Below are 18488 nucleotides of genomic sequence, written 5' to 3' on the forward strand. Positions count from 1 at the left end.
AATTTATTATTATGGACATTTTTAAAAATATAAAAAATGATCTGCCGGCAAGTATCGTAGTATTCTTTGTAGCATTACCTCTTTGTTTAGGAATCGCTTTAGCCAGTGGAGCCCCTCTTTTTTCAGGATTGATAGCAGGGGTTGTAGGAGGAATTGTGATAGGAGCACTGAGTGGTTCACAAATAGGGGTGAGTGGTCCTGCGGCTGGTTTGGCAGCAATCGTACTGGCGGCTATAGGAGTCCTGGGATATAAGAGCTTCCTTTTAGCAGTTGTTTTAGGAGGAATTATCCAATTTTTGTTTGGTGTTTTACGCGCGGGGATTATCGGATATTATTTTCCCTCTTCAGTAATTAAAGGAATGCTTACAGGAATTGGAGTAATCATTATCCTTAAGCAAATTCCTCATTTCTTTGGGTATGATAATGACCCTGAAGGAGATTTTGCCTTTTTTCAAGTAGATGGAGAAAATACCTTTTCAGGAATTATTAATATGTTTAATAACATCAGTTTAGGTGCTACAATCATAGGAATAGTTGCATTAGCAATTTTAGTCTTATGGGATAGAGTATTGGTGAAAAAAGCAAGAATTTTTCAGATAATTCAAGGACCTTTAGTAGCGGTTGTTTTAGGGATTATTTTTTACGTGTCTACCAAGGGAGACGGACAATTTGCTATTGCAGCAGATCATTTGGTAAAAGTGCCAATTCCAGATAGCTTCGATTCGTTTTTAGGACAGTTTAGTTTCCCTAATTTTAGAGCTATAACTAATCCCGAAGTTTGGATTACTGCATTTACAATTGCATTGGTAGCTAGTTTAGAAACATTACTATGTGTAGAAGCATCTGATAAAATTGACCCGGAAAAAAGAGTAACGCCAACTAATAGAGAATTGTTAGCACAAGGAACAGGAAATGTGATTTCTGGATTGATAGGTGGACTACCGGTAACTCAGGTAATCGTTCGAAGTTCGGCGAATGTGCAATCCGGAGGAAAAACAAAACTATCTGCAATCATTCATGGGTTCTTACTATTGATTTCTGTAGTAACCATTCCTGCATTATTGAATAAAATTCCACTATCAGTATTAGCGGCTGTCTTATTAGTTGTAGGGTATAAATTGGCAAAACCTTCTGTTTTTAAGAGCATGTTTAATGCAGGATGGAAGCAGTTTTTACCTTTTATCGTTACTATTTTAGGGATTGTATTCTTTGACCTGTTAAAAGGAATTGGATTAGGACTACTGGTAGGAATTGTAGTGATTCTGATCAAAAGTTATCAGAACTCTCATTTCTTACATATAGAAGATAGTGGTAATGGACAAAACAGAATTAAAATGACCTTGGCAGAAGAAGTAACTTTCTTTAATAAGGGAGCCATTTTGAAAGAATTAGACCGTTTACCAGAGCAGACATATCTTACTTTAGATGTGAGAAATACCAGATACTTGGATGCAGACATTATAGAAATTCTGGAAGATTTCTCTGAAAAAGCTAAAAAACGGAATATCGATATAAAACTAATCTCGGAACGAGGAATTGTGGAGAATCCGGATAGTTATATTGGTTTTTTCAAGTTGAGACCAAAAACAAACTAATATATATTATGAAAGCACATACTAAAGAAACTCAGGCGGCAATCACGCCTAAGCAGGCATTAGCTATTTTGAAAGAGGGGAACATTCGTTTTCAGAATAGTCAAAAAGCTGATAGAAATCTGTTAGAACAGGTTAGCGACACTAAAAGCGGGCAATTTCCATTTGCAACAGTATTAAGTTGTATCGATTCCAGAGTCTCGGCAGAGTTAATCTTTGATCAGGGAGTGGGGGATATTTTTAGTGCAAGAGTAGCTGGAAATTTCGTGAATGAAGATATTTTAGGGAGTATGGAGTTCGCGTGTAAGCTGGCAGGAACAAAATTAATTTTGGTTCTTGGTCATACCAGTTGTGGTGCTATCAAAGGAGCTTGTGATGATGCAAAACTTGGAAACCTGACCAGTTTGATAGGTAAACTTAAACCTGCAGTAGCTGGAGTAACAAAACCAGAAGATGCTTCTTTGAGAACTTCTAAAAATATTGATTTTGTAAATGAAGTGGCTGTAAAGAACGTACAGTTGACAATTGATGCAATCCGAAAAGATAGCGAAGTACTCAGAGAGATGGAAGAACAGGGAGAAATCATTATCGTTGGAGGAATGTATGACATTCAAAATGGAAAAGTAGATTTTTTCGAACATCAGATATAATTTATAAAGGCTGATATACTTCTCTGAAATATAGAAATTGAAGAGATCATATAGAGGTAACCTTTTTATAATAGTCTTTAGCCAGTGTTCTTTTGAATACTGGCTTTATTTGTTTACTTTGGTTTGATTATTTTATTACAAAGTATAATTTCAGTACTATATGAAGCAATTTTTTTCGAACTTTAAAGGAGATGTGTTTGGAGGGCTTACTGCCGGTATTGTGGCACTTCCTTTGGCGCTAGCTTTTGGGGTTTCATCTGGTTTGGGACCAAGTGCAGGGCTTTACGGAGCGATTTTTATTAGTTTTTTTGCAGCTCTTTTCGGGGGTACAAATACACAGATATCTGGTCCGACCGCACCTATGACAGCTGTGAGTATGGTGATTATTGCCGGATTGATCGGAGCCCATGAAGGCGATGTGTCAAAAGCCTTACCCGTTATATTATTTGTTTTTCTGTTAGCAGGGTTGTTACAGATTGTTCTTGGTGTTTTGGGAGTTGGAAAATATATAAAATATATGCCATATCCAGTAGTATCCGGTTTTATGACAGCGATTGGAGTGATGATTCTAATTACACAACTACTCCCTGCTTTGGGGTATTATCCCAAAGAAGATACTGACTTTGTCAAAACATTTGTACCAGAGGCGGAAGAAGTGATTTTGAATAAAATATTAAAGGAAGAAGCAGGAGAAGGGATTCTTGTATTAGATAATTTTAAAGAGACAATCGATAGAGCGGAGAAGATCACTCAGGAACAAGTTCAGATGGAAGCAGTTGCGTTGGCAGCAGCAGACTCTTCTGGGGTTTTAGGAGCGGTTAAAGGGTTGTCCAGAGCGATTTTTAAGATTAATTATCTAGAGTTGACACTCTGCTTATTAACCATATTGATTATTTATGGATTTAAGCGAATAACAACGACGATTCCGAGTACATTGGTAGCCTTATTACTAGTGTCTGGAGGGGCCTATATTTTAGGAGTTAAATACAGACCTATTGAAAAAATACCAGAAGGTTTCCCTACATTTAATATGGATATCTTTACGGAGTTTAGTTATGCGCAGATTAAACCCTATATTTTTTCTGCTGTATCTCTCGCCTTTTTAGGAGCGATAGATTCTTTGTTGACGTCAGTTGTAGCAGATAATATAACCAAAACAAGACATAAGCCCAGTAAGGAATTAGTAGGACAGGGAATAGGAAATACGATTTCTGCGCTTTTTGGAGGACTTCCAGGAGCTGGAGCTACAATTAGGACAGTTGTAAATATTAATGCCGGTGGAAAAACAAAGCTATCCGGAATGATTGCAGGGGTATTACTCTTAGTGGTTTTATTAGCTCTGGGACCTGTCGCATCTCAGATACCAAGTGCTGTATTAGCAGGGATTCTTATTACAGTAGGGATTGGAGTGATGGATTATAAAGGGCTAAAAGCAATTCCTCATATCCCCAAAGTAGAGGTCGTTATTATGTTAGTCGTATTGGTGTTATCTGTTTTCTGGGATTTGGTATATGCAGTAGGGATCGGACTGATTTTAGCATCCTTACTATTTATGAAAAAAATGGGAGATCTTACGGCTTCTAAATCTACGGTGCAAAAATTAAAAACATCGGATGCTGAAGAGAAAGAGTGGAAAGACGAGGCTGGTTTCCCTAAAGAATTAAAAGAAGAAGTTTTTATAAAACACTTAAATGGTCCTGTGTTTTTTGGGTCTACTACAGAATTCCAGCAATTAGCACAGCAGATTCCTGATACTGCCTCACATGTAATTCTACGGATGGATTTGGTACCGTATATTGACCAGTCTGGGTTGTATGCAATGGAAGATATTTTATTAGATCTGGAACAGCGTTCCATCAGTGTTTATATTGTAGGGATACAAAAACAACCAATGTACCTGATGAAAAAAATCGATTTGATCCCGGATTTGATTTCGGAAGAACGAATCTTTGAAACCTTTGATCCCTGTATGAGCTCTCTGAAAAAAGTGATAAAGGATATTCATTAAAACAAATAAAAAAAGCGCCAAATAGGCGCTTTTTTTATTTGTTATGCTTGCTTCTCTTCTTCGGGATTTACTTCTTTAAGAATATCAGGAAGTAAAGAAGGAGCAAATTTTCGTACCGGAGTATATAGTATAGATGATTGTAGTGTTTCTTGTTTTACGATGGGAATTACTTTGTTTCCGGCATCCAGAAACATGAGAATAACACTGATGATAAAAGCGACCTTTAGAAGACCGAAAAGACCTCCTAGGAGTTTGTTTAGAATACCTAATGAAGCAAAGTCTGCAATTTTGGTTAAGATTTTACCTGCCAGAGAAACAAGTAGAACAACAGCGATAAATGTAATAGCAAACGCAGTTAATTTTAATATGTTTTCCTGCCAATCTACATATTGTTTTAGGTACGCACCTATATGATGAGAAAAATGGATAGCTATATAAATACCAGCTATAAGAGCTACTAAAGAGGCTAAGGATACAAACAGTCCTTTGTTTAATCCCCTGATTACCCCCCATAATAAAAGGACACCTAAAATAATATCAATATAATTCATTTGGAATAAGTGTTTTGGCCTAAGATACTATTTTATATTCAATAAAATTTATATTTTTGATATAAGATATATATACTATATACTATGAGAAAAATTATTGATATTGAAGAGGAGTTATTGCCTAAGCTTAAATTGTTGGCTGCATTAGAGAATTCTAGCGTAAAGAGAGTTATGGAAGATGCAGTGTCTTGGTATATTAAACATAAACAAAAAGAACGTATAAACGAAATGTCTCAGGAACAAAAGGAAGATTTAGGTCTTTTGCTTTTAATGCAACAGGCAAAATCTGATGATGCTATTAGTGGGGATGAGTTTTTAAACCTGTAAGCAGATGGATATCAAAGTTTCTATGCAGTTTGTCTCGGATTTTAAAAAGATACAGGACCCTTCTTTCCAGGAAAAAATAAAGAATGTGATAAAAGAGCTTACCTCCGTTGATCACATCAGTGATATTTCTCAGTTCAGACGTATTGGAGGTACGGAGGATTCCTATAGAATGGGGATCGGGTTTTATTACTTGATAAGTAGAAAAACAGCAGATAATGAACTTACTTTTTTTCGGTTATTACACAGAAATGAAGTATTGGATGTATTGCATATCAAATAAAGTTCAGGAAGCACTAAAAATACATTCTAAAAACTAAGTTAGGAGTAAAACCCAACGATTGCTGTTTTAAGGAGTTCAATTCTATTTTTTCGGTTAAGGCGTTATCGTCTAATTTGTAATTTACAGAAATCGGAACTTTTCGGTTATAAATATTTAAAAAAGAAAGACCGAATTGTCCTCTCCAATGGTCTCCTTTATTGAAGTTAAAGCGATAAATTGCTGAGACATCTAATCGGTGATAATTAGGAAGCCTGCCTCCATTGATTTTCCCGTAACTTATGTCCTCATCTCTAAGCGTTGCCCTGGTAAAAGGAGCACCGCTTCTCCATAGCCATCCCAGAGAGAACTCCCAGTTTTTTACCTTGTATGAATTGGAAATTCTAAAATTATGTGGGATATCATTGTTTCCGGAAAATGAATGTTCCTGAATATCAGGAAATGTGTATTTGACATTATTATAAGTATAACCTATCCAGGTTCTGAAATTTTGAAACCGTTTTTTTAGAAATACATCAATGCCCAAGATGTTACTTTCTCCTGTAGAAGGTTTGTCAGATACTGTTGTAAAACCATTGGTGAAAGAAGTCAATCCTTCTATTTTTTTTAGATAACCATCAATTTCGAAGTTCCACCCTTTTTTAGAAAACAAGACTCCTGCTGACACTTGTCGGCTTTTTAGGACCGGAATATCCCTGTTATCAGAGTTAACCCATATATTATTTCCTAAACGAAGCCCTGGGTTGTCGAATTCCACAAGTTGACTAATAGGTTGATACCGAAATTCTCCGGTGGCTTTAATCCTTACGTTTTTGGTGATGGGGTGTGTGATGTTTAGTCGGGGTTCTGCATAGTATTCGTCATTGATAGAGTAATAGGTTTTTCTCACTCCAAGACTAATTACACTTTTGTTTTTGGGTTGATATTTATAGGTGGAATAAATCGTACTCGTATTGTTTTTTATATTGTCCAGACTGCCGACAGCACTAGAAAATTCTCTGTCTGATTGAATATTGTAGAAGACATTATTTTTAGAAAACTGATATCCGATTGTAAATGAATTGTAATCATTGATATAGTACTCTACGTTTGCATCAAAACCAAAATCTTGTACAGTATTTTCTCTGGTAATTTCATCTTCTATGGATACGCCTTCTTTTTCTTTCTCAGTGTAATGATAATTATATTGATAATCGATATAGTATGATTTTATGGAGTGATTCAAAGAATTTCCTTTTGCTCCCTTCCATGCGATACTAATTCCTTCATTTTGTATCTGAAGTTTATCAGTTGCAATATTTTCTCCGTCATCTAGCTTAAAAGCAAGCATATTTCGGGTAAATAGTCCGCTGGTGGTTATTTTATCTTGTTCTGTAGCATCAAATATCATTTTGAAACTTCCGTCATAGAAGTAGAAATCATTATTAGCCAGGACATCTTCTACATCAATTTCCCCTTCATCTTCATCCTCACCGTCTTCGTCATTATCTCCGATACTAATTGCCATTCCTTTGTTTTCAGAAGTTATTTTGGTGTTTTGAAATACTCTTTCTGCATAGGTCTTATAAGTAGGAGTTTGCAGAACATCGGTAAAAGATCGCCTGCCAGATACAATGACACCAAGTTTGTCTGTGACAGGGGTTTTTAAATAAAGATCGGCATGTGTACCGTTAATGCCTAAACCCCCTGTGATTCTTTCTGGTACTTCTGTATCCCCAGAAATATCGATAACACCGGAAACTCTATCTCCATATTGAGCATCTGCTCCTCCTTTGATAACAGTAGCTCCTTTTACAATGTGAGGATTAAAAGCAGATAACATCCCGAAAAAATGACCAGTATTATACATTTTTATATCATCCCAAAGAATCAGGTTCTGATCAGGAGAACCTCCACGTATTTGGATTCCCGTTACAGTTTCATCTGGGCTGCTAATTCCGGGAATAAGTTGCATGCTTTGTAGAATATCAGGTTCTGTAAGTCCAGGGAGTATGCCTAGTTTTTTATTAGAAATAGTTAAGGAACCGTTTTTGTTTTTATCGATTCCTGTAGTAATATATTCAAGGATTAATACTTCAGTAAGTAAAGTGCTTTGTTGCTGAATATGAATTGTGAGACAGGTTTCTTTTTTTATAGATGAAACAGGAATACTCTTATGATCATATCCAACATAAAGAATATTAATGGTGCTTGTTGCAGAAACATTATCAAGATTAAAATACCCTTCCTCATTTGTTATGGTTCCTCTATTGGAATTTGTAATTTCAATAGTGGCATAAGGAAGTGCTTTTCCGCTTTGTTTATCATAAACATATCCACATATAGAGATCTTCTGAGAAGGAAGACGGATGATTATCTGTCGTTCTGTTACTTTTTTGAACTCTAGGGTGGTAAGCTCCCGTAAAGATATTAGAATGTCTTCTATAGAACTATTGTTAATGTGTATTGATACTTTTTTATTTTGTACAACTTCATTGTCGTATGAGAAAATAACCTGATACGATGTTTCAATTTCATTTAATAGCGTTTGTAAAGAAGTTTCTTTATATGTTTTTGTTACCTGTGCATTAGCTGACAGGCAGTACATTAGTAGTAATAAAAATAGTTTTCTCATAGACCATTCAGCAGGGGAGTGCATCTATTGTTTTTGTTTAGGTTTATTAAATAATGGGGATAAAGCAGGAGTAAACTTCGTTAAAAAAACAAAGAAACAGAAAATAAATTTATAACGTACTTTATACATAAATAGTGTTCCTGTATTCGGATTGAATATATTTTTTTGTTTGATATTCAGTGTTTTGTTTGCTTTTAGTGAAATGCTTTTTGATAAAATGTTTTGTCTGCCATAGATGTTATATTCCCTTTGTTTTCAAAATTATACTTCTTAAATAACAGTTTAAGACGTGATTACCCTACCATTTTGTAAGGTTTTTTTGTAATGTGTAAAAAATCAATTATTTAGGTAGGGTGTAGCGCATTTCAGATGTTATTATTCTACAACTATTTTTTTGCGGTCAGTGAAGGTACATTTGGTTATTAAGAATTTTCCATGCTCTGATGTGGCTAAATGATATAGAAAAAATGAATTTCCCCCTAGATGGAGAGTTTTTATACGGTCTCTCTATTCAAAACCGCGTTGAGTTGTGTGCAAAAAGGGTTTGATATGGTTGAATATCAAACCCTTTTTTATGTTTTTCTAATATGGTAAAGTATTCCGGTGTATAGTAATATTTACATTGCATCGAAAAGGGTCGATTCGATAGTTACAGCTTAAATACCTTGAAGCTTGCTCCAGACTAACACCTGTTTCTTGTGTAATACCTGATTTTGCTTGTGCAGGAGAGGTTTTATTTTACAAACAATGTGACTGTAGTATTTTCTTTTGAATACGTTATTCCCATTGGAGTAAGTACCGTTTCTAATGCAATTTCCAGATCAGTATGAATAAACCCTCCGGTAAATATTTTTTCCTGTGGGATAGCACCTCGTACAAATGAGATATTGTATTGCCTTTCTATTTCGTCCAGTACTTCCCCCAGAGGAACACTATCAAACAGGCTTTCCCCTTTTTTCCATAAAGGTTCTGTATGAAGTGTTTTTTCTTCGGATATCTTTTTATTGATGACAGAGATCGTTTCTCCTTTTTCTAATTTTACAGAATAATCTTCGGCAGTAGTAACCTGTACTTTTCCTTCATAACAACTGACCTTGTATTGATTGGCTCTGTCTTTTAGGTTAAATCTGGTTCCCAGTACTTTTACTTCTCCCGAGGTAGTGTGGACACTAAACTTTTCTCCTTTGGTAACAACGAAATAAGCTTCTCCTGTAAGTTGAATTTCTCTGTTGTTCTGCCAGAAAAAACGTTTGTATCTAATAGAAGAAGCTGCATTTAACTCTACAGAACTTCCATCAGGAAGTGCAACAGTACGTTTTTCTCCATGAGCAGTAGAATGGGTGATGGTATTAAAAAACAATCCTATTATAAGCAGAATAGAAGCAGCTGCGCTAATTGTGTATAAAAGAGGTTTTAAACGTATTGTTTTCTTTGAGTGTTTTTTAGTAAGCTTATCAAAGGTATGTTGTAGTTGTTGTTCTTTTTCAAATGAAGGTGCTCTGAAATAAGTAAGTCCACGACGTATCTTTTCATATTCCTTGAATTCTGAAGTATTTTTGAAATCTTCCAATTCACTATCCGTAAGTTCATTGTTTAACCATCGGGCTAAAAATGTTTCATTGTCTTGTTTTGACATAACATCCTAGTGTCGTGTTATTAATCAGTGATTTGATATACTCGATACATCGAGTAATACTTGCTTTAAGGATCCCCTAGAAATCAAAAAAGCATTTCTTATGTAATTCCTCGCATGTATACACAGAGGAGGTTTACTATCTAAACAATTCATAAGCTAAATACCCTACCTTTATTTTGATAAAATATGGTTTGCCTATATGTTTTTTATGGTTTTTCGCAATGATTTTAAGGCATTGTGCATTCTTTTTTCAACGGCCTTAACGGATATTTCCAGCATTTCTGCGATTTCCCTATATGTTTTCTTGTCAATTCTGTTTAATAAAAAAACCTCACGTTGTCCATCAGGAAGTTGAGAGATGGATCGTTGTAACTTATCCATGAACTCTTTTTCTTCAATAATAAAATCTGGAGATTCGAGGTTTTTATCTGTATGCGGTAAACTCGCATAGTGTAATTTTATCTTTTTATGAGCAACCTGATTTAAAAAAAGATTGTTAGCGACCTTGTACAAAAAAGCTTTTGATTTTTCATAAATAATTTTTTTACAATTATCCCAAAGTTTGATGAATGCTTCCTGTATTAAATCCTCTGCCTGATCGACATCTCCACATTTGTAATACATATAATTACGCAGGGATTCGGCATTCGTTTCGAACACTTCGGTAAAGACTTTTTTCTCACAGATTGATTTAGGCGACGGGGTCATTACAATAAAAAAAAGAAGGTTTTAAGGTAGGGTGTATCCCCTTTCACCTGTTATAAAGCCAAAAATAGCAGTTTATGAGTTTTAAAACAAATATTGTTCTTTTGATGTCAATTCTGATAGTGGTTGTCGTATCTATTAGCTTCAAATTAGACCCTATTCTAAAAAGCTATGACGCATTCAATGCAGAAGAAGTGTACACGGTTACATATGATTATTTTCTAAAATCTTCTGATGCGAATACTTATGTAAAAACATATTTACCACAAACAAATGACAGACAGCGAATTTCTGTAGAAAATGTAAGTAAGGATAGTACACTCGTCTTTTCTGAAATAACAGACTATAAAGGGAACAATAGAGGGCATTGGGAAACAGAACTATCAGATTCATATTATTCATTGAACTATGAATTTACATTCGAAGGAAAAGCAAAAGAATTCTCTATTCCTGCTAATTTCTCTCGGGATATGTCTACAGATGCAGAGTATCTTCGACCGGGTAAGTATATCCAATCAGATGACGACCGAATTAAACAATTAGCCATACAGCTGGGAAGCTCAGCAAAAAACGATAAAGAACGAATCAGTGCATATTATGAGTATGTACTCTCAATACCTTCGGCCCCTATTATTACGCTGACAGATGCCTTAACTGCTATAGAGCAGAACAGAGCTTCGTGTAATGGAAAGAGTCGACTTTTTGTAGCATTGTGTAGGAGTGCTGGATATGCCGCGAGGATTAAAGGAGGGATCATTTTGCAAAATGTAAATAAAAGAGTTTCTCATGTATGGGCAGAGTTATGGATCAATAAAGAGTGGGTGCCTTTTGATGCACTGAATAATCACTACGCATATCTGCCATCAAATTATTTAGAGATTTATAACGGAGATGAATTTTTGATAACGCACACACCTCGTATTCAGTTTGATTATGAGTATCAAATAAAAAAAGTATACCAGATTCCTTTTTTCAATATGACATCAGACGAATTAAAGAGTCTTACCGGATTTACTTTATGGAGTCTGATAGAAGGAAATGCAAAACAATTTCCAATTCATCTGTTATTGTTATTACCAATAGGAGGTTTGTTGGTCGCTTTTCTAAAAAACATAGTAGGAATTAAGACGTTTGGAGTATTTCTACCGGTTTTAATAGCTTTTTCCTTGATGAAAATAGGGGTTTTTGTAGGGGTACTTTCTTTAATAGCACTGATTCTTTGTGTAGGGTTAGTCTCTTATCCTTTTGATAGAATGGGGTTGTTGTATACTCCGAAATTGGTCATTTCTCTTGTTATTATTGTCTCCATTATGATTGGAGCAATTTATATAGGTATGAAAAATGAAATTCCCTGGCTGACCACTTTTGCCACCTTTCCGATTATTATTCTGACCATCACATCAGAACGATTTTCCAGAACCATTATAGAAGAAGGGTATAGGACAGCGATTGATCGACTTTTACAAACCTTGTTAGCAACTGTGATTTGTTATGTAGTTGTCTCCCGACCATGGTTGCCGTCTGTTTTAATTGTATTTCCGGAATTAATCCTTCTGGTTATTGTGGCTTCCACCTGTCTGGGACGATATATCGGAATTCGATGGGTAGAGTTTTATCGCTTCAGGTCGATACTAAACTAAAACTAATTAAGAAGAAGATGCTATAGTTATAGAAGTAGGGGAAATGTAAAAAAAATGCTTCGCGAAAAACTATAATTCACACGAATAAAAAAACATGCTTTTATGGGCACTGCAAAGATCGCTTGCAGGAAGCTCATAGGGAGTATACATCATTAATTAAAAACCAGGCGCTGTGAGTAGGGGTCATAATATAGGGTATTAGTAGTAAACAGATTTGTTGTAGCGATAAATTAGTTTAAACATGTATTCAATATAACCTTTTTATTGATTGCGGAATCCCTGTGAATCATCCTGGTTTTTTTAATAGAAAACAATCAAAACAACGAATAAAATGTAAAACACACATACTGATAATAAGGCTCTTTAAAACTGATCAACGTATTGTCCCATTAACCTAAAACAACCCATTAAATAAAAATGCTATGTTGAGTAAATTATTAAATATCAGAGCACATAAGACCTCCGGAATTGTGGGGTTGAATGAACGAAATTTAAAACTGATTTACCCTAATAACCCGAGGGAATATTATGTGTTGGCAGATGATAAAGTGCTGACTAAAGAAGTGTTGCAAATGAGCAATATTCCTTGTGCCCAAACATACGAAGTAATCCGAAGCAATAGTGAAATCAGAAGGAAGTGGAAAAATTGTTCCATGTATGATAAGATTGCTATTAAGCCAGCAAAAGGATCCGGTGGTGGTGGGATTATGATTTTAAAAAAGAATGAGAACGACAAGTGGATCAGTGGAGGAAGAGTTGTCGAAGAACGAGAAATTTTTCAGCATATGGCAGCCATTATAATGGGTTTTTTCTCTCTGGGATCAGATGATAAGGTATTAATAGAAGAATGTATTGAGCCTCATCCTTTTTTTCATGAAATATATCCAGAGGGTGTTCCTGATTTTAGAGTCATTTTACTGAATCATGTTCCAATTATGTCCATGCTCAGGATGCCGACTGACAGATCTGACGGAAAAGCAAACTTACATCAGGAGGGGATTGGGATTGGAGTTGATATGGAGAAAGGAACTTTATCAGAGGTATATGATGGGCACCGGTATTATAATTGCCATCCGGATAGCAAAGCAATTGTTTCAGGAGTAGCTATTCCATATTGGGATAAAATCCTTGAAATATCTATTGCAACGGCCAAAGCTTTTCCTCATAAATATTTAGGAGTTGATATTGTTATCGATAAGGACAAAGGTCCCCAAATAATGGAAATTAATGTTCGACCAGGATTAGCTATTCAGTTAGTTAATAAAAAAGGCTTGAAAAAAGCCGGTACCTCATATAACAATTAATAAAAATACAATAGTAAAAGAAACATGATGAATAGATTAATAAGCCTTTTTATTCTGATAAGTAGTAATGCCATTGTTTTCTCGCAAGGGAAGCACAAATTTGAAGCGGGGACATCAGGCGGGTATGAGTATAATTATTTTAGAAGCCCTACAGAAATTAGTGTTGGAGAAGAAATATTGCATAAAGAAGACCTTATCTCCAGTAGTTTGTATCAGGACCTGGAAATGAAATATAACTATCGCTATAAATCCAGAAAGAATAAGCTTCGGTTCGCAATTAATCCGTCTTCACGTATTTTCTATGAAAACATAGATGATAGCTATTGGAATTTAAAAACAAAGGCAAATTATGAACATAAGTTTAGTAGAAAGTCAGGAGCATTTGTCGAAGGACGATTCGAAAGAATGAACAGAGAAGGATTGGGAGGAAGTCAAGATGTATTGATAAACCCATTGGGGTTTTCTAATTATGGAGTTTCTTCTGGGGTCTTTTTTGGGTTGATTAGAAGAAATGAGTTAAAATTGGAGGCGTTTTATAACTTCAAAGATTTTGATGCATTTGGAGTACGGGATTTACAATATCAGGAATATGGAGGGACAATCTCTTCTGTACAGAAATTCAGAACTAGAAAATTAACACATACGCTGGGGCTTTCTATTACATTAAAAAAGCGGATGTATGATACCTATAATGGGGACTCTTCTACCCCGGAAGGAATCAGGGATTGGGATTATGTCAAAGGAGTATTGAATTACGGGCTTCCGGTAAGTAAAGTACTGGAGTTCAAACCAGGATATACATATTATGTGAGAATAGATAATTCCTCAGGGCGTTCTGGATTTAAACAATACGGACCAAAAATAGGATTGAAATACGATGATAAAACAACAACTATAAGAACATCTTTTTCGTATATCACCAGAGAGTATTCAGATTTAGAGGCAAGAGATAATGAAGGGAAAACCGGGGAGAAGATAACTTATGGATATGCCAATTTCGGACTAAACGGAGCGCATAAAATAGGAAGGAATTTGTTTTTTACAGCTACTGTTTTTTCTAGAATCAGAAAAACAAATTATACAGATATTGCCGCTCGATCATTTAGAAACTATAGAAATCAATATGTAGGCATAGGAATATTGTCAAAATTTTAAGATTTATTAGCAAATACAATATGGATTTATGGATGAAGCATTATTTTTGTGCTTTAACAAAATAATTGACTTATGTCCAGAGATGAACAATTGAAGGAGAGGTGGAAGACAGTGGTCAAAAAATTGTCCGATCAATTTGCAGATGGAGATACCTTGGATTTAGATTCGATCATTTACCTTATTGGAGTTCAGGAGCTTGGTCAGGTCCATCGAAGTTTTAAAAAAGATGAGAAGCTAGACCTCATGCATATTGCTATTTGTAGATTGTTAGAACCATATGGGTACTATGAATTCGACTATTTTGACCAGGAAGGGTGGCCACATTATAAAATAAAAGAAAGATTACCGAATCTAAAATCAGGAGAACAATCGATCCTGATGAAAGAGGCCATCGTCACCTATTTTTTAGAAAACGAATATATTCGTTGAATAAGGCAGGAATTAAGAGTTTTAATTCAGCTATATAAAAATGATCCTTATTTTTTATCAGTGTTTTTTGATGAGAAATAAGGATCGTTTTTGTTTCGATATACCAGAATATCAAAATATCGGGAAAGAATCCTGAATTTGATTCTTGAAATTCCTTAAATTTGCTGTCCTATATAAGAAAAACACCATGATTGATAAGATCAAAGAGCACATTGAAGAAGTAGAAAAATTTCAGGCAAAGACCAAGGAAGAATTAGAAGCATTCAGAATAAAATTCTTAGGAAAAAAAGGATTGGTTAATGATTTTTTTTCGGAATTTAAAAATGTTGCAAATGAGCAGAAAAAAGAATTTGGTCAGGTGGTGAACACGCTGAAAAATGTTGCTTTAGAACGCGTAGACAGCTTAAAAAACACGTTGGAATCCAAGGAAGAAGAAAAAGGAAGTTACGGAGATTTGACACGTCCTTCGGATCCGGTTTCTCTGGGAACCAGACATCCGATTTCATTGGTTAAGAATCAGATTATTGATATTTTTTCTCGTATAGGATTTAATGTGAGCGAAGGACCAGAGATTGAAGATGACTGGCATAATTTCACGGCGTTAAATTTACCCGAATACCATCCGGCAAGAGATATGCAGGATACCTTTTTTATTCAGACAGATCCTGATATTTTATTACGGACACATACCTCTTCCGTACAGGTGCGTTATATGGAGAACAATCAACCACCTATTCGTACGATTTCTCCGGGTAGAGTATATCGAAATGAAGCAATTTCTGCAAGATCGCACTGTTTTTTTCATCAGGTAGAAGGACTCTATATTGATAAAGATGTTTCTTTTGCAGATTTAAAACAGACATTACAGTATTTTACTACAGAGATGTTCGGGAAGTCTAAAATACGATTACGACCTTCTTATTTCCCGTTTACCGAGCCAAGTGCTGAGGTAGATGTGTATTGGGGATTGGAAACAGAAACAGATTATAAAATGACCAAAGGTACTGGTTGGTTAGAGATAATGGGATGTGGAATGGTTGACCCGAATGTTTTAAGGAACTGTAATATCGATCCTGAGGAATATAGTGGTTTTGCTTTTGGGATGGGGATAGACCGGATCGCATTATTACTATACGGAATCTCGGATATCAGAATGTTGAGTGAAAATGATCTTCGCTTCTTAGAACAGTTCAAATCGGTATTGTAATATCACATATTGTATTTTGTTAAAGAAAAGAAATGTATGAGGAAAGATATTGAAATCCCAAGAGTAGAGAACGTATATATTGCCGTTGTAAGAGAATGGAATGAGGAATTTTTAGCTCGGGATTGGAATTCGTATATCATTAATGATAGGGATACTCCTATAGAGATGGTTTTGGTGGTTACAAAAGGATATGATAAGGATCGGAAAACATCCTTATTACGACATGGGATTGGAACCATAGCAGCCAAATCCTCTGCGAAGATTGAAATGCTTCAGGAAGAACTACTAGCCATGAATAACGAGTTTTCGGTTACTTTTTTTGCCGAAGGGAAACTATTTGATAAAAAATATGTTTTCAAAAAAAATACAATTAATGAAAATGCCTTTCAGGATCTTCCGGTAATGGATCAAAAAGGAGTTCTTGTTAAGTAAACTATCTAAAAAGAATATACGTATAGGGATGTTTTAACCCTTGCTGTTGAGCAGCATTGTGTTGGATAGCTGACTATATGTCTAAATTATAATAAAAAAAAGAAACTGCCTGAAGAGACAGTTTCTTTTTTTTATTATAGGTCGATTACGAGGAAATCATCTGGGGATATTTCATTATGTATTATATTAATTGCGATAATGGCTACTTTTGAAGTAGATAAATCTACGGAATGCTTTGATAGTTCACATATAGTGTCCAGAGTCCCCAAATTAAACTAATAATCCCAAGGATCATAAAGCTATAGCCAAACCATTTCCACCCCCGAAGTGAAGATAATACATCATAATGTCCTGATTCATCTATAGTGTATAATACTTTTACTGTTGTGCCAATGTTATTTTTAGGAGCGCCATATCCCGTTTCTAATCTTGTAGTAATGTTTTTTCCTTTTTTATTCTTGAAAGTGACTTTTGGAAAATATTTAAAGTGATCGTCCATATAATGTTCTACATAGTCTATGATTGTAGCATCTATTATTGTTCCTTTTTTGATCATGCGATTCAACCTTTTCAAATACCTTATACTAACTGTTATAAAGACTATGGCTATGGTTAATAGTACAAGTACCGGAAAAAGAGTCATATATTTCATATTGGTTGTGGTTTATTAAAAGTGATAGTTATTGCTTCTTAGGGAAGAAGTCTAAGTGTAAAAGTCTTTATGTCAAGAGGAGAATTGTAAGGGGGTACGGCTGTCCAAACCATCTCCATCTTCTAAATGAAAAAGGGTTTTTGTGTGTCTGGTGACTTGAAAAGCATACGTCCTTAGTCTCGAGGGGTATGATCTATTCGATAAGGAAATATGATTGATCAACATACGGCATTCCATATCGGGCTATTTTTTAGGAATGCTATAAATGAATGACTTTCTGTTCTTTTTCCTTTTTCTTTAATGTAGAACTTTCCATTGTTTCTATCCCACCCTAGAATAAGCCATTCATATTTTATTTGAGTGTATAAATCATAAATTTGCTTTAATTCTTGTAGGCATTTAATTAATGTCTCTCTGCTTTCAAACCTATTGTCATTTTTGCCAATTGCTTCTCTAATAATTTTACGGTCTTCTTCTGTAATATTGTCAAAGTCCCTGTTCAATAAATGTGTTATTGTTTTATTGTTTTTAATTTGGGAAGCAATTCTTTGTATCTCAGCTAGGTTGTCACTGTATGAAAACCTGTTTTCTTCAGTGTAGCTAAATTCAATATTTCTTTCACTTTCAACTCGTAACCCTAATGGAATAAGCTGTATCATAACTTTTGTATCTGTTCCTTTTCTGGGAATTTCAAAATCAAGATAGAAAGCAGCAATGTGATTTGGATTATCTATTTTCTTTTGAAAAAAACCTTCTGCTTCAAAATCAAATGGGAATATTTTGTTTACACTGTCACTTAGACTAATGCCTTTTTTCCAGGAACAACTCCAGGAGTATTCTTTTATAAAAATGTACTTATTTTTGCTGGTCTTATAGGCACCAATAGTATTTTCACAGTTACAGCCACAAGTAGGAAAACTCCCTGAAATTTTTAAATATCCGTTTTTGGAGTCATCTATAATTTCATCATAGTCCACATTGCCATCACCGTCCATATCTTCAAGCATTGAGTAGCAGCTTTGTGCTTGTGTCCAAAGCTTCTTACTCAAGGTTTTGTTATTCTGAGCATATATTATTTGAGAGATCAGTATTAGTGTTATTACATATAGTATTCGATTCATTCTGTAAGGTATTGTTTTATTGACACTGCCAAAGTGTATACTATCCCAAGGCTTGCCTTGTTTTCAACAAATATTTCGTGGGCTTGCCTCGAGGTAGTTTACTCTTAATAGGTAAATATTTAATTTGAGCATAGGTGTAAAATACCTTAGCTGTTTAATACTGAGTAATCTTTTTTGTTAAATGTTTC

The 18488-nt window shown here is 34.9% G+C and carries 17 protein-coding genes; 11 read left to right on the forward strand and 6 right to left on the reverse strand.

Features of this window, described 5'->3' with window-relative positions:
- Positions 1–17 precede the first annotated feature (17 nt).
- The 3 genes from HN014_RS07595 to HN014_RS07605 all read left to right on the forward strand — a co-directional run bounded on the left by HN014_RS07595 (position 18) and on the right by HN014_RS07605 (position 4250).
- The gene (locus tag HN014_RS07595) at positions 18–1595 is read left to right on the forward strand and encodes a SulP family inorganic anion transporter (RefSeq protein WP_176031059.1); all 1578 of its coding nucleotides are present in this window, start codon (positions 18–20) and stop codon (positions 1593–1595) included.
- An 8-nt stretch (positions 1596–1603) separates the two neighbouring features.
- Entirely contained in the window at positions 1604–2242 is a 639-nt protein-coding gene (locus HN014_RS07600) for a carbonic anhydrase family protein (RefSeq protein ID WP_176028283.1), read from the forward strand.
- 160 nt (positions 2243–2402) lie between these two features.
- A complete protein-coding gene (locus HN014_RS07605; RefSeq protein WP_176028284.1) occupies positions 2403–4250 on the forward strand; it encodes a SulP family inorganic anion transporter in 1848 nt (615 codons plus the stop codon).
- 41 nt (positions 4251–4291) lie between these two features.
- On the opposite strand, the gene HN014_RS07610 is transcribed toward HN014_RS07605, so the two are convergent.
- Positions 4292–4801 (reverse strand): CvpA family protein, encoded by a 510-nt coding sequence (locus HN014_RS07610; RefSeq protein WP_176028285.1) that lies wholly within the window; start codon positions 4799–4801, stop codon positions 4292–4294.
- An 84-nt stretch (positions 4802–4885) separates the two neighbouring features.
- Between HN014_RS07610 and HN014_RS07615 the strand changes: the two genes are divergently transcribed.
- Positions 4886–5128, forward strand: a complete 243-nt coding sequence (locus HN014_RS07615; RefSeq protein ID WP_176028286.1) for a hypothetical protein — start codon at positions 4886–4888, stop codon at positions 5126–5128.
- A gap of 4 nt (positions 5129–5132) precedes the next feature.
- Positions 5133–5408 (forward strand): hypothetical protein, encoded by a 276-nt coding sequence (locus HN014_RS07620; protein ID WP_176028287.1) that lies wholly within the window; start codon positions 5133–5135, stop codon positions 5406–5408.
- Positions 5409–5421: 13 nt separating this feature from the next.
- Here the strand turns inward: HN014_RS07620 and HN014_RS07625 are convergent, their stop codons facing one another.
- The 3 genes from HN014_RS07625 to HN014_RS07635 form a co-directional block, all read right to left on the reverse strand.
- Positions 5422–8043 (reverse strand): TonB-dependent receptor, encoded by a 2622-nt coding sequence (locus HN014_RS07625; protein WP_176028288.1) that lies wholly within the window; start codon positions 8041–8043, stop codon positions 5422–5424.
- A gap of 709 nt (positions 8044–8752) precedes the next feature.
- On the reverse strand, positions 8753–9655 hold the full coding sequence (locus HN014_RS07630; protein ID WP_176028289.1) for a FecR family protein: 903 nt from the start codon (positions 9653–9655) through the stop codon (positions 8753–8755).
- A 195-nt stretch (positions 9656–9850) separates the two neighbouring features.
- Entirely contained in the window at positions 9851–10363 is a 513-nt protein-coding gene (locus tag HN014_RS07635) for an RNA polymerase sigma factor (protein ID WP_176028290.1), read from the reverse strand.
- Positions 10364–10437: 74 nt separating this feature from the next.
- On the opposite strand from HN014_RS07635, the gene HN014_RS07640 reads away from it, so the two are divergent.
- From HN014_RS07640 to HN014_RS07665, 6 genes are all read left to right on the forward strand, one after another.
- On the forward strand, positions 10438–12000 hold the full coding sequence (locus tag HN014_RS07640) for a 7TM domain-containing protein (RefSeq protein ID WP_176028291.1): 1563 nt from the start codon (positions 10438–10440) through the stop codon (positions 11998–12000).
- A gap of 422 nt (positions 12001–12422) precedes the next feature.
- The gene (locus tag HN014_RS07645) at positions 12423–13304 is read left to right on the forward strand and encodes a sugar-transfer associated ATP-grasp domain-containing protein (RefSeq protein ID WP_176028292.1); all 882 of its coding nucleotides are present in this window, start codon (positions 12423–12425) and stop codon (positions 13302–13304) included.
- 24 nt (positions 13305–13328) lie between these two features.
- Positions 13329–14459 (forward strand): hypothetical protein, encoded by a 1131-nt coding sequence (locus HN014_RS07650; protein WP_176028293.1) that lies wholly within the window; start codon positions 13329–13331, stop codon positions 14457–14459.
- Positions 14460–14531: 72 nt separating this feature from the next.
- The gene (locus HN014_RS07655; protein WP_176028294.1) at positions 14532–14888 is read left to right on the forward strand and encodes a hypothetical protein; all 357 of its coding nucleotides are present in this window, start codon (positions 14532–14534) and stop codon (positions 14886–14888) included.
- 187 nt (positions 14889–15075) lie between these two features.
- On the forward strand, positions 15076–16095 hold the full coding sequence (pheS, locus tag HN014_RS07660) for a phenylalanine--tRNA ligase subunit alpha (RefSeq protein ID WP_176028295.1): 1020 nt from the start codon (positions 15076–15078) through the stop codon (positions 16093–16095).
- A 36-nt stretch (positions 16096–16131) separates the two neighbouring features.
- Complete coding sequence (locus HN014_RS07665; RefSeq protein WP_176028296.1) at positions 16132–16527, forward strand: hypothetical protein; 396 nt, start codon at positions 16132–16134, stop codon at positions 16525–16527.
- Between the two features lie 223 nt (positions 16528–16750).
- Here HN014_RS07665 and HN014_RS07670 read toward each other — a convergent pair whose 3' ends face one another.
- Complete coding sequence (locus tag HN014_RS07670) at positions 16751–17179, reverse strand: DUF3592 domain-containing protein (RefSeq protein ID WP_176028297.1); 429 nt, start codon at positions 17177–17179, stop codon at positions 16751–16753.
- A gap of 218 nt (positions 17180–17397) precedes the next feature.
- Complete coding sequence (locus HN014_RS07675; protein WP_176028298.1) at positions 17398–18300, reverse strand: hypothetical protein; 903 nt, start codon at positions 18298–18300, stop codon at positions 17398–17400.
- Between the last annotated feature and the right edge of the window lie 188 nt (positions 18301–18488).

The organism is Aquimarina sp. TRL1 (genome assembly GCF_013365535.1).
Lineage (GTDB): Bacteria > Bacteroidota > Bacteroidia > Flavobacteriales > Flavobacteriaceae > Aquimarina > Aquimarina hainanensis.

What these genes read in the sequence shown, in the direction of transcription:
- HN014_RS07645 (WP_176028292.1), top strand. Translation starts at nt 12,423, where the DNA reads ATGTTGAGTAAATTATTAAATATCAGAGCACATAAGACCTCCGGAATT.
- HN014_RS07630 (WP_176028289.1), bottom strand. Translation starts at nt 9,655, where the DNA reads ATGTCAAAACAAGACAATGAAACATTTTTAGCCCGATGGTTAAACAAT.
- HN014_RS07665 (WP_176028296.1), top strand. Translation starts at nt 16,132, where the DNA reads ATGAGGAAAGATATTGAAATCCCAAGAGTAGAGAACGTATATATTGCC.
- HN014_RS07625 (WP_176028288.1), bottom strand. Translation starts at nt 8,043, where the DNA reads ATGCACTCCCCTGCTGAATGGTCTATGAGAAAACTATTTTTATTACTA.
- HN014_RS07605 (WP_176028284.1), top strand. Translation starts at nt 2,403, where the DNA reads ATGAAGCAATTTTTTTCGAACTTTAAAGGAGATGTGTTTGGAGGGCTT.
- HN014_RS07670 (WP_176028297.1), bottom strand. Translation starts at nt 17,179, where the DNA reads ATGAAATATATGACTCTTTTTCCGGTACTTGTACTATTAACCATAGCC.
- HN014_RS07655 (WP_176028294.1), top strand. Translation starts at nt 14,532, where the DNA reads ATGTCCAGAGATGAACAATTGAAGGAGAGGTGGAAGACAGTGGTCAAA.
- HN014_RS07635 (WP_176028290.1), bottom strand. Translation starts at nt 10,363, where the DNA reads ATGACCCCGTCGCCTAAATCAATCTGTGAGAAAAAAGTCTTTACCGAA.
- pheS (WP_176028295.1), top strand. Translation starts at nt 15,076, where the DNA reads ATGATTGATAAGATCAAAGAGCACATTGAAGAAGTAGAAAAATTTCAG.
- HN014_RS07620 (WP_176028287.1), top strand. Translation starts at nt 5,133, where the DNA reads ATGGATATCAAAGTTTCTATGCAGTTTGTCTCGGATTTTAAAAAGATA.
- HN014_RS07640 (WP_176028291.1), top strand. Translation starts at nt 10,438, where the DNA reads ATGAGTTTTAAAACAAATATTGTTCTTTTGATGTCAATTCTGATAGTG.
- HN014_RS07610 (WP_176028285.1), bottom strand. Translation starts at nt 4,801, where the DNA reads ATGAATTATATTGATATTATTTTAGGTGTCCTTTTATTATGGGGGGTA.
- HN014_RS07600 (WP_176028283.1), top strand. Translation starts at nt 1,604, where the DNA reads ATGAAAGCACATACTAAAGAAACTCAGGCGGCAATCACGCCTAAGCAG.
- HN014_RS07650 (WP_176028293.1), top strand. Translation starts at nt 13,329, where the DNA reads ATGATGAATAGATTAATAAGCCTTTTTATTCTGATAAGTAGTAATGCC.
- HN014_RS07675 (WP_176028298.1), bottom strand. Translation starts at nt 18,300, where the DNA reads ATGAATCGAATACTATATGTAATAACACTAATACTGATCTCTCAAATA.
- HN014_RS07615 (WP_176028286.1), top strand. Translation starts at nt 4,886, where the DNA reads ATGAGAAAAATTATTGATATTGAAGAGGAGTTATTGCCTAAGCTTAAA.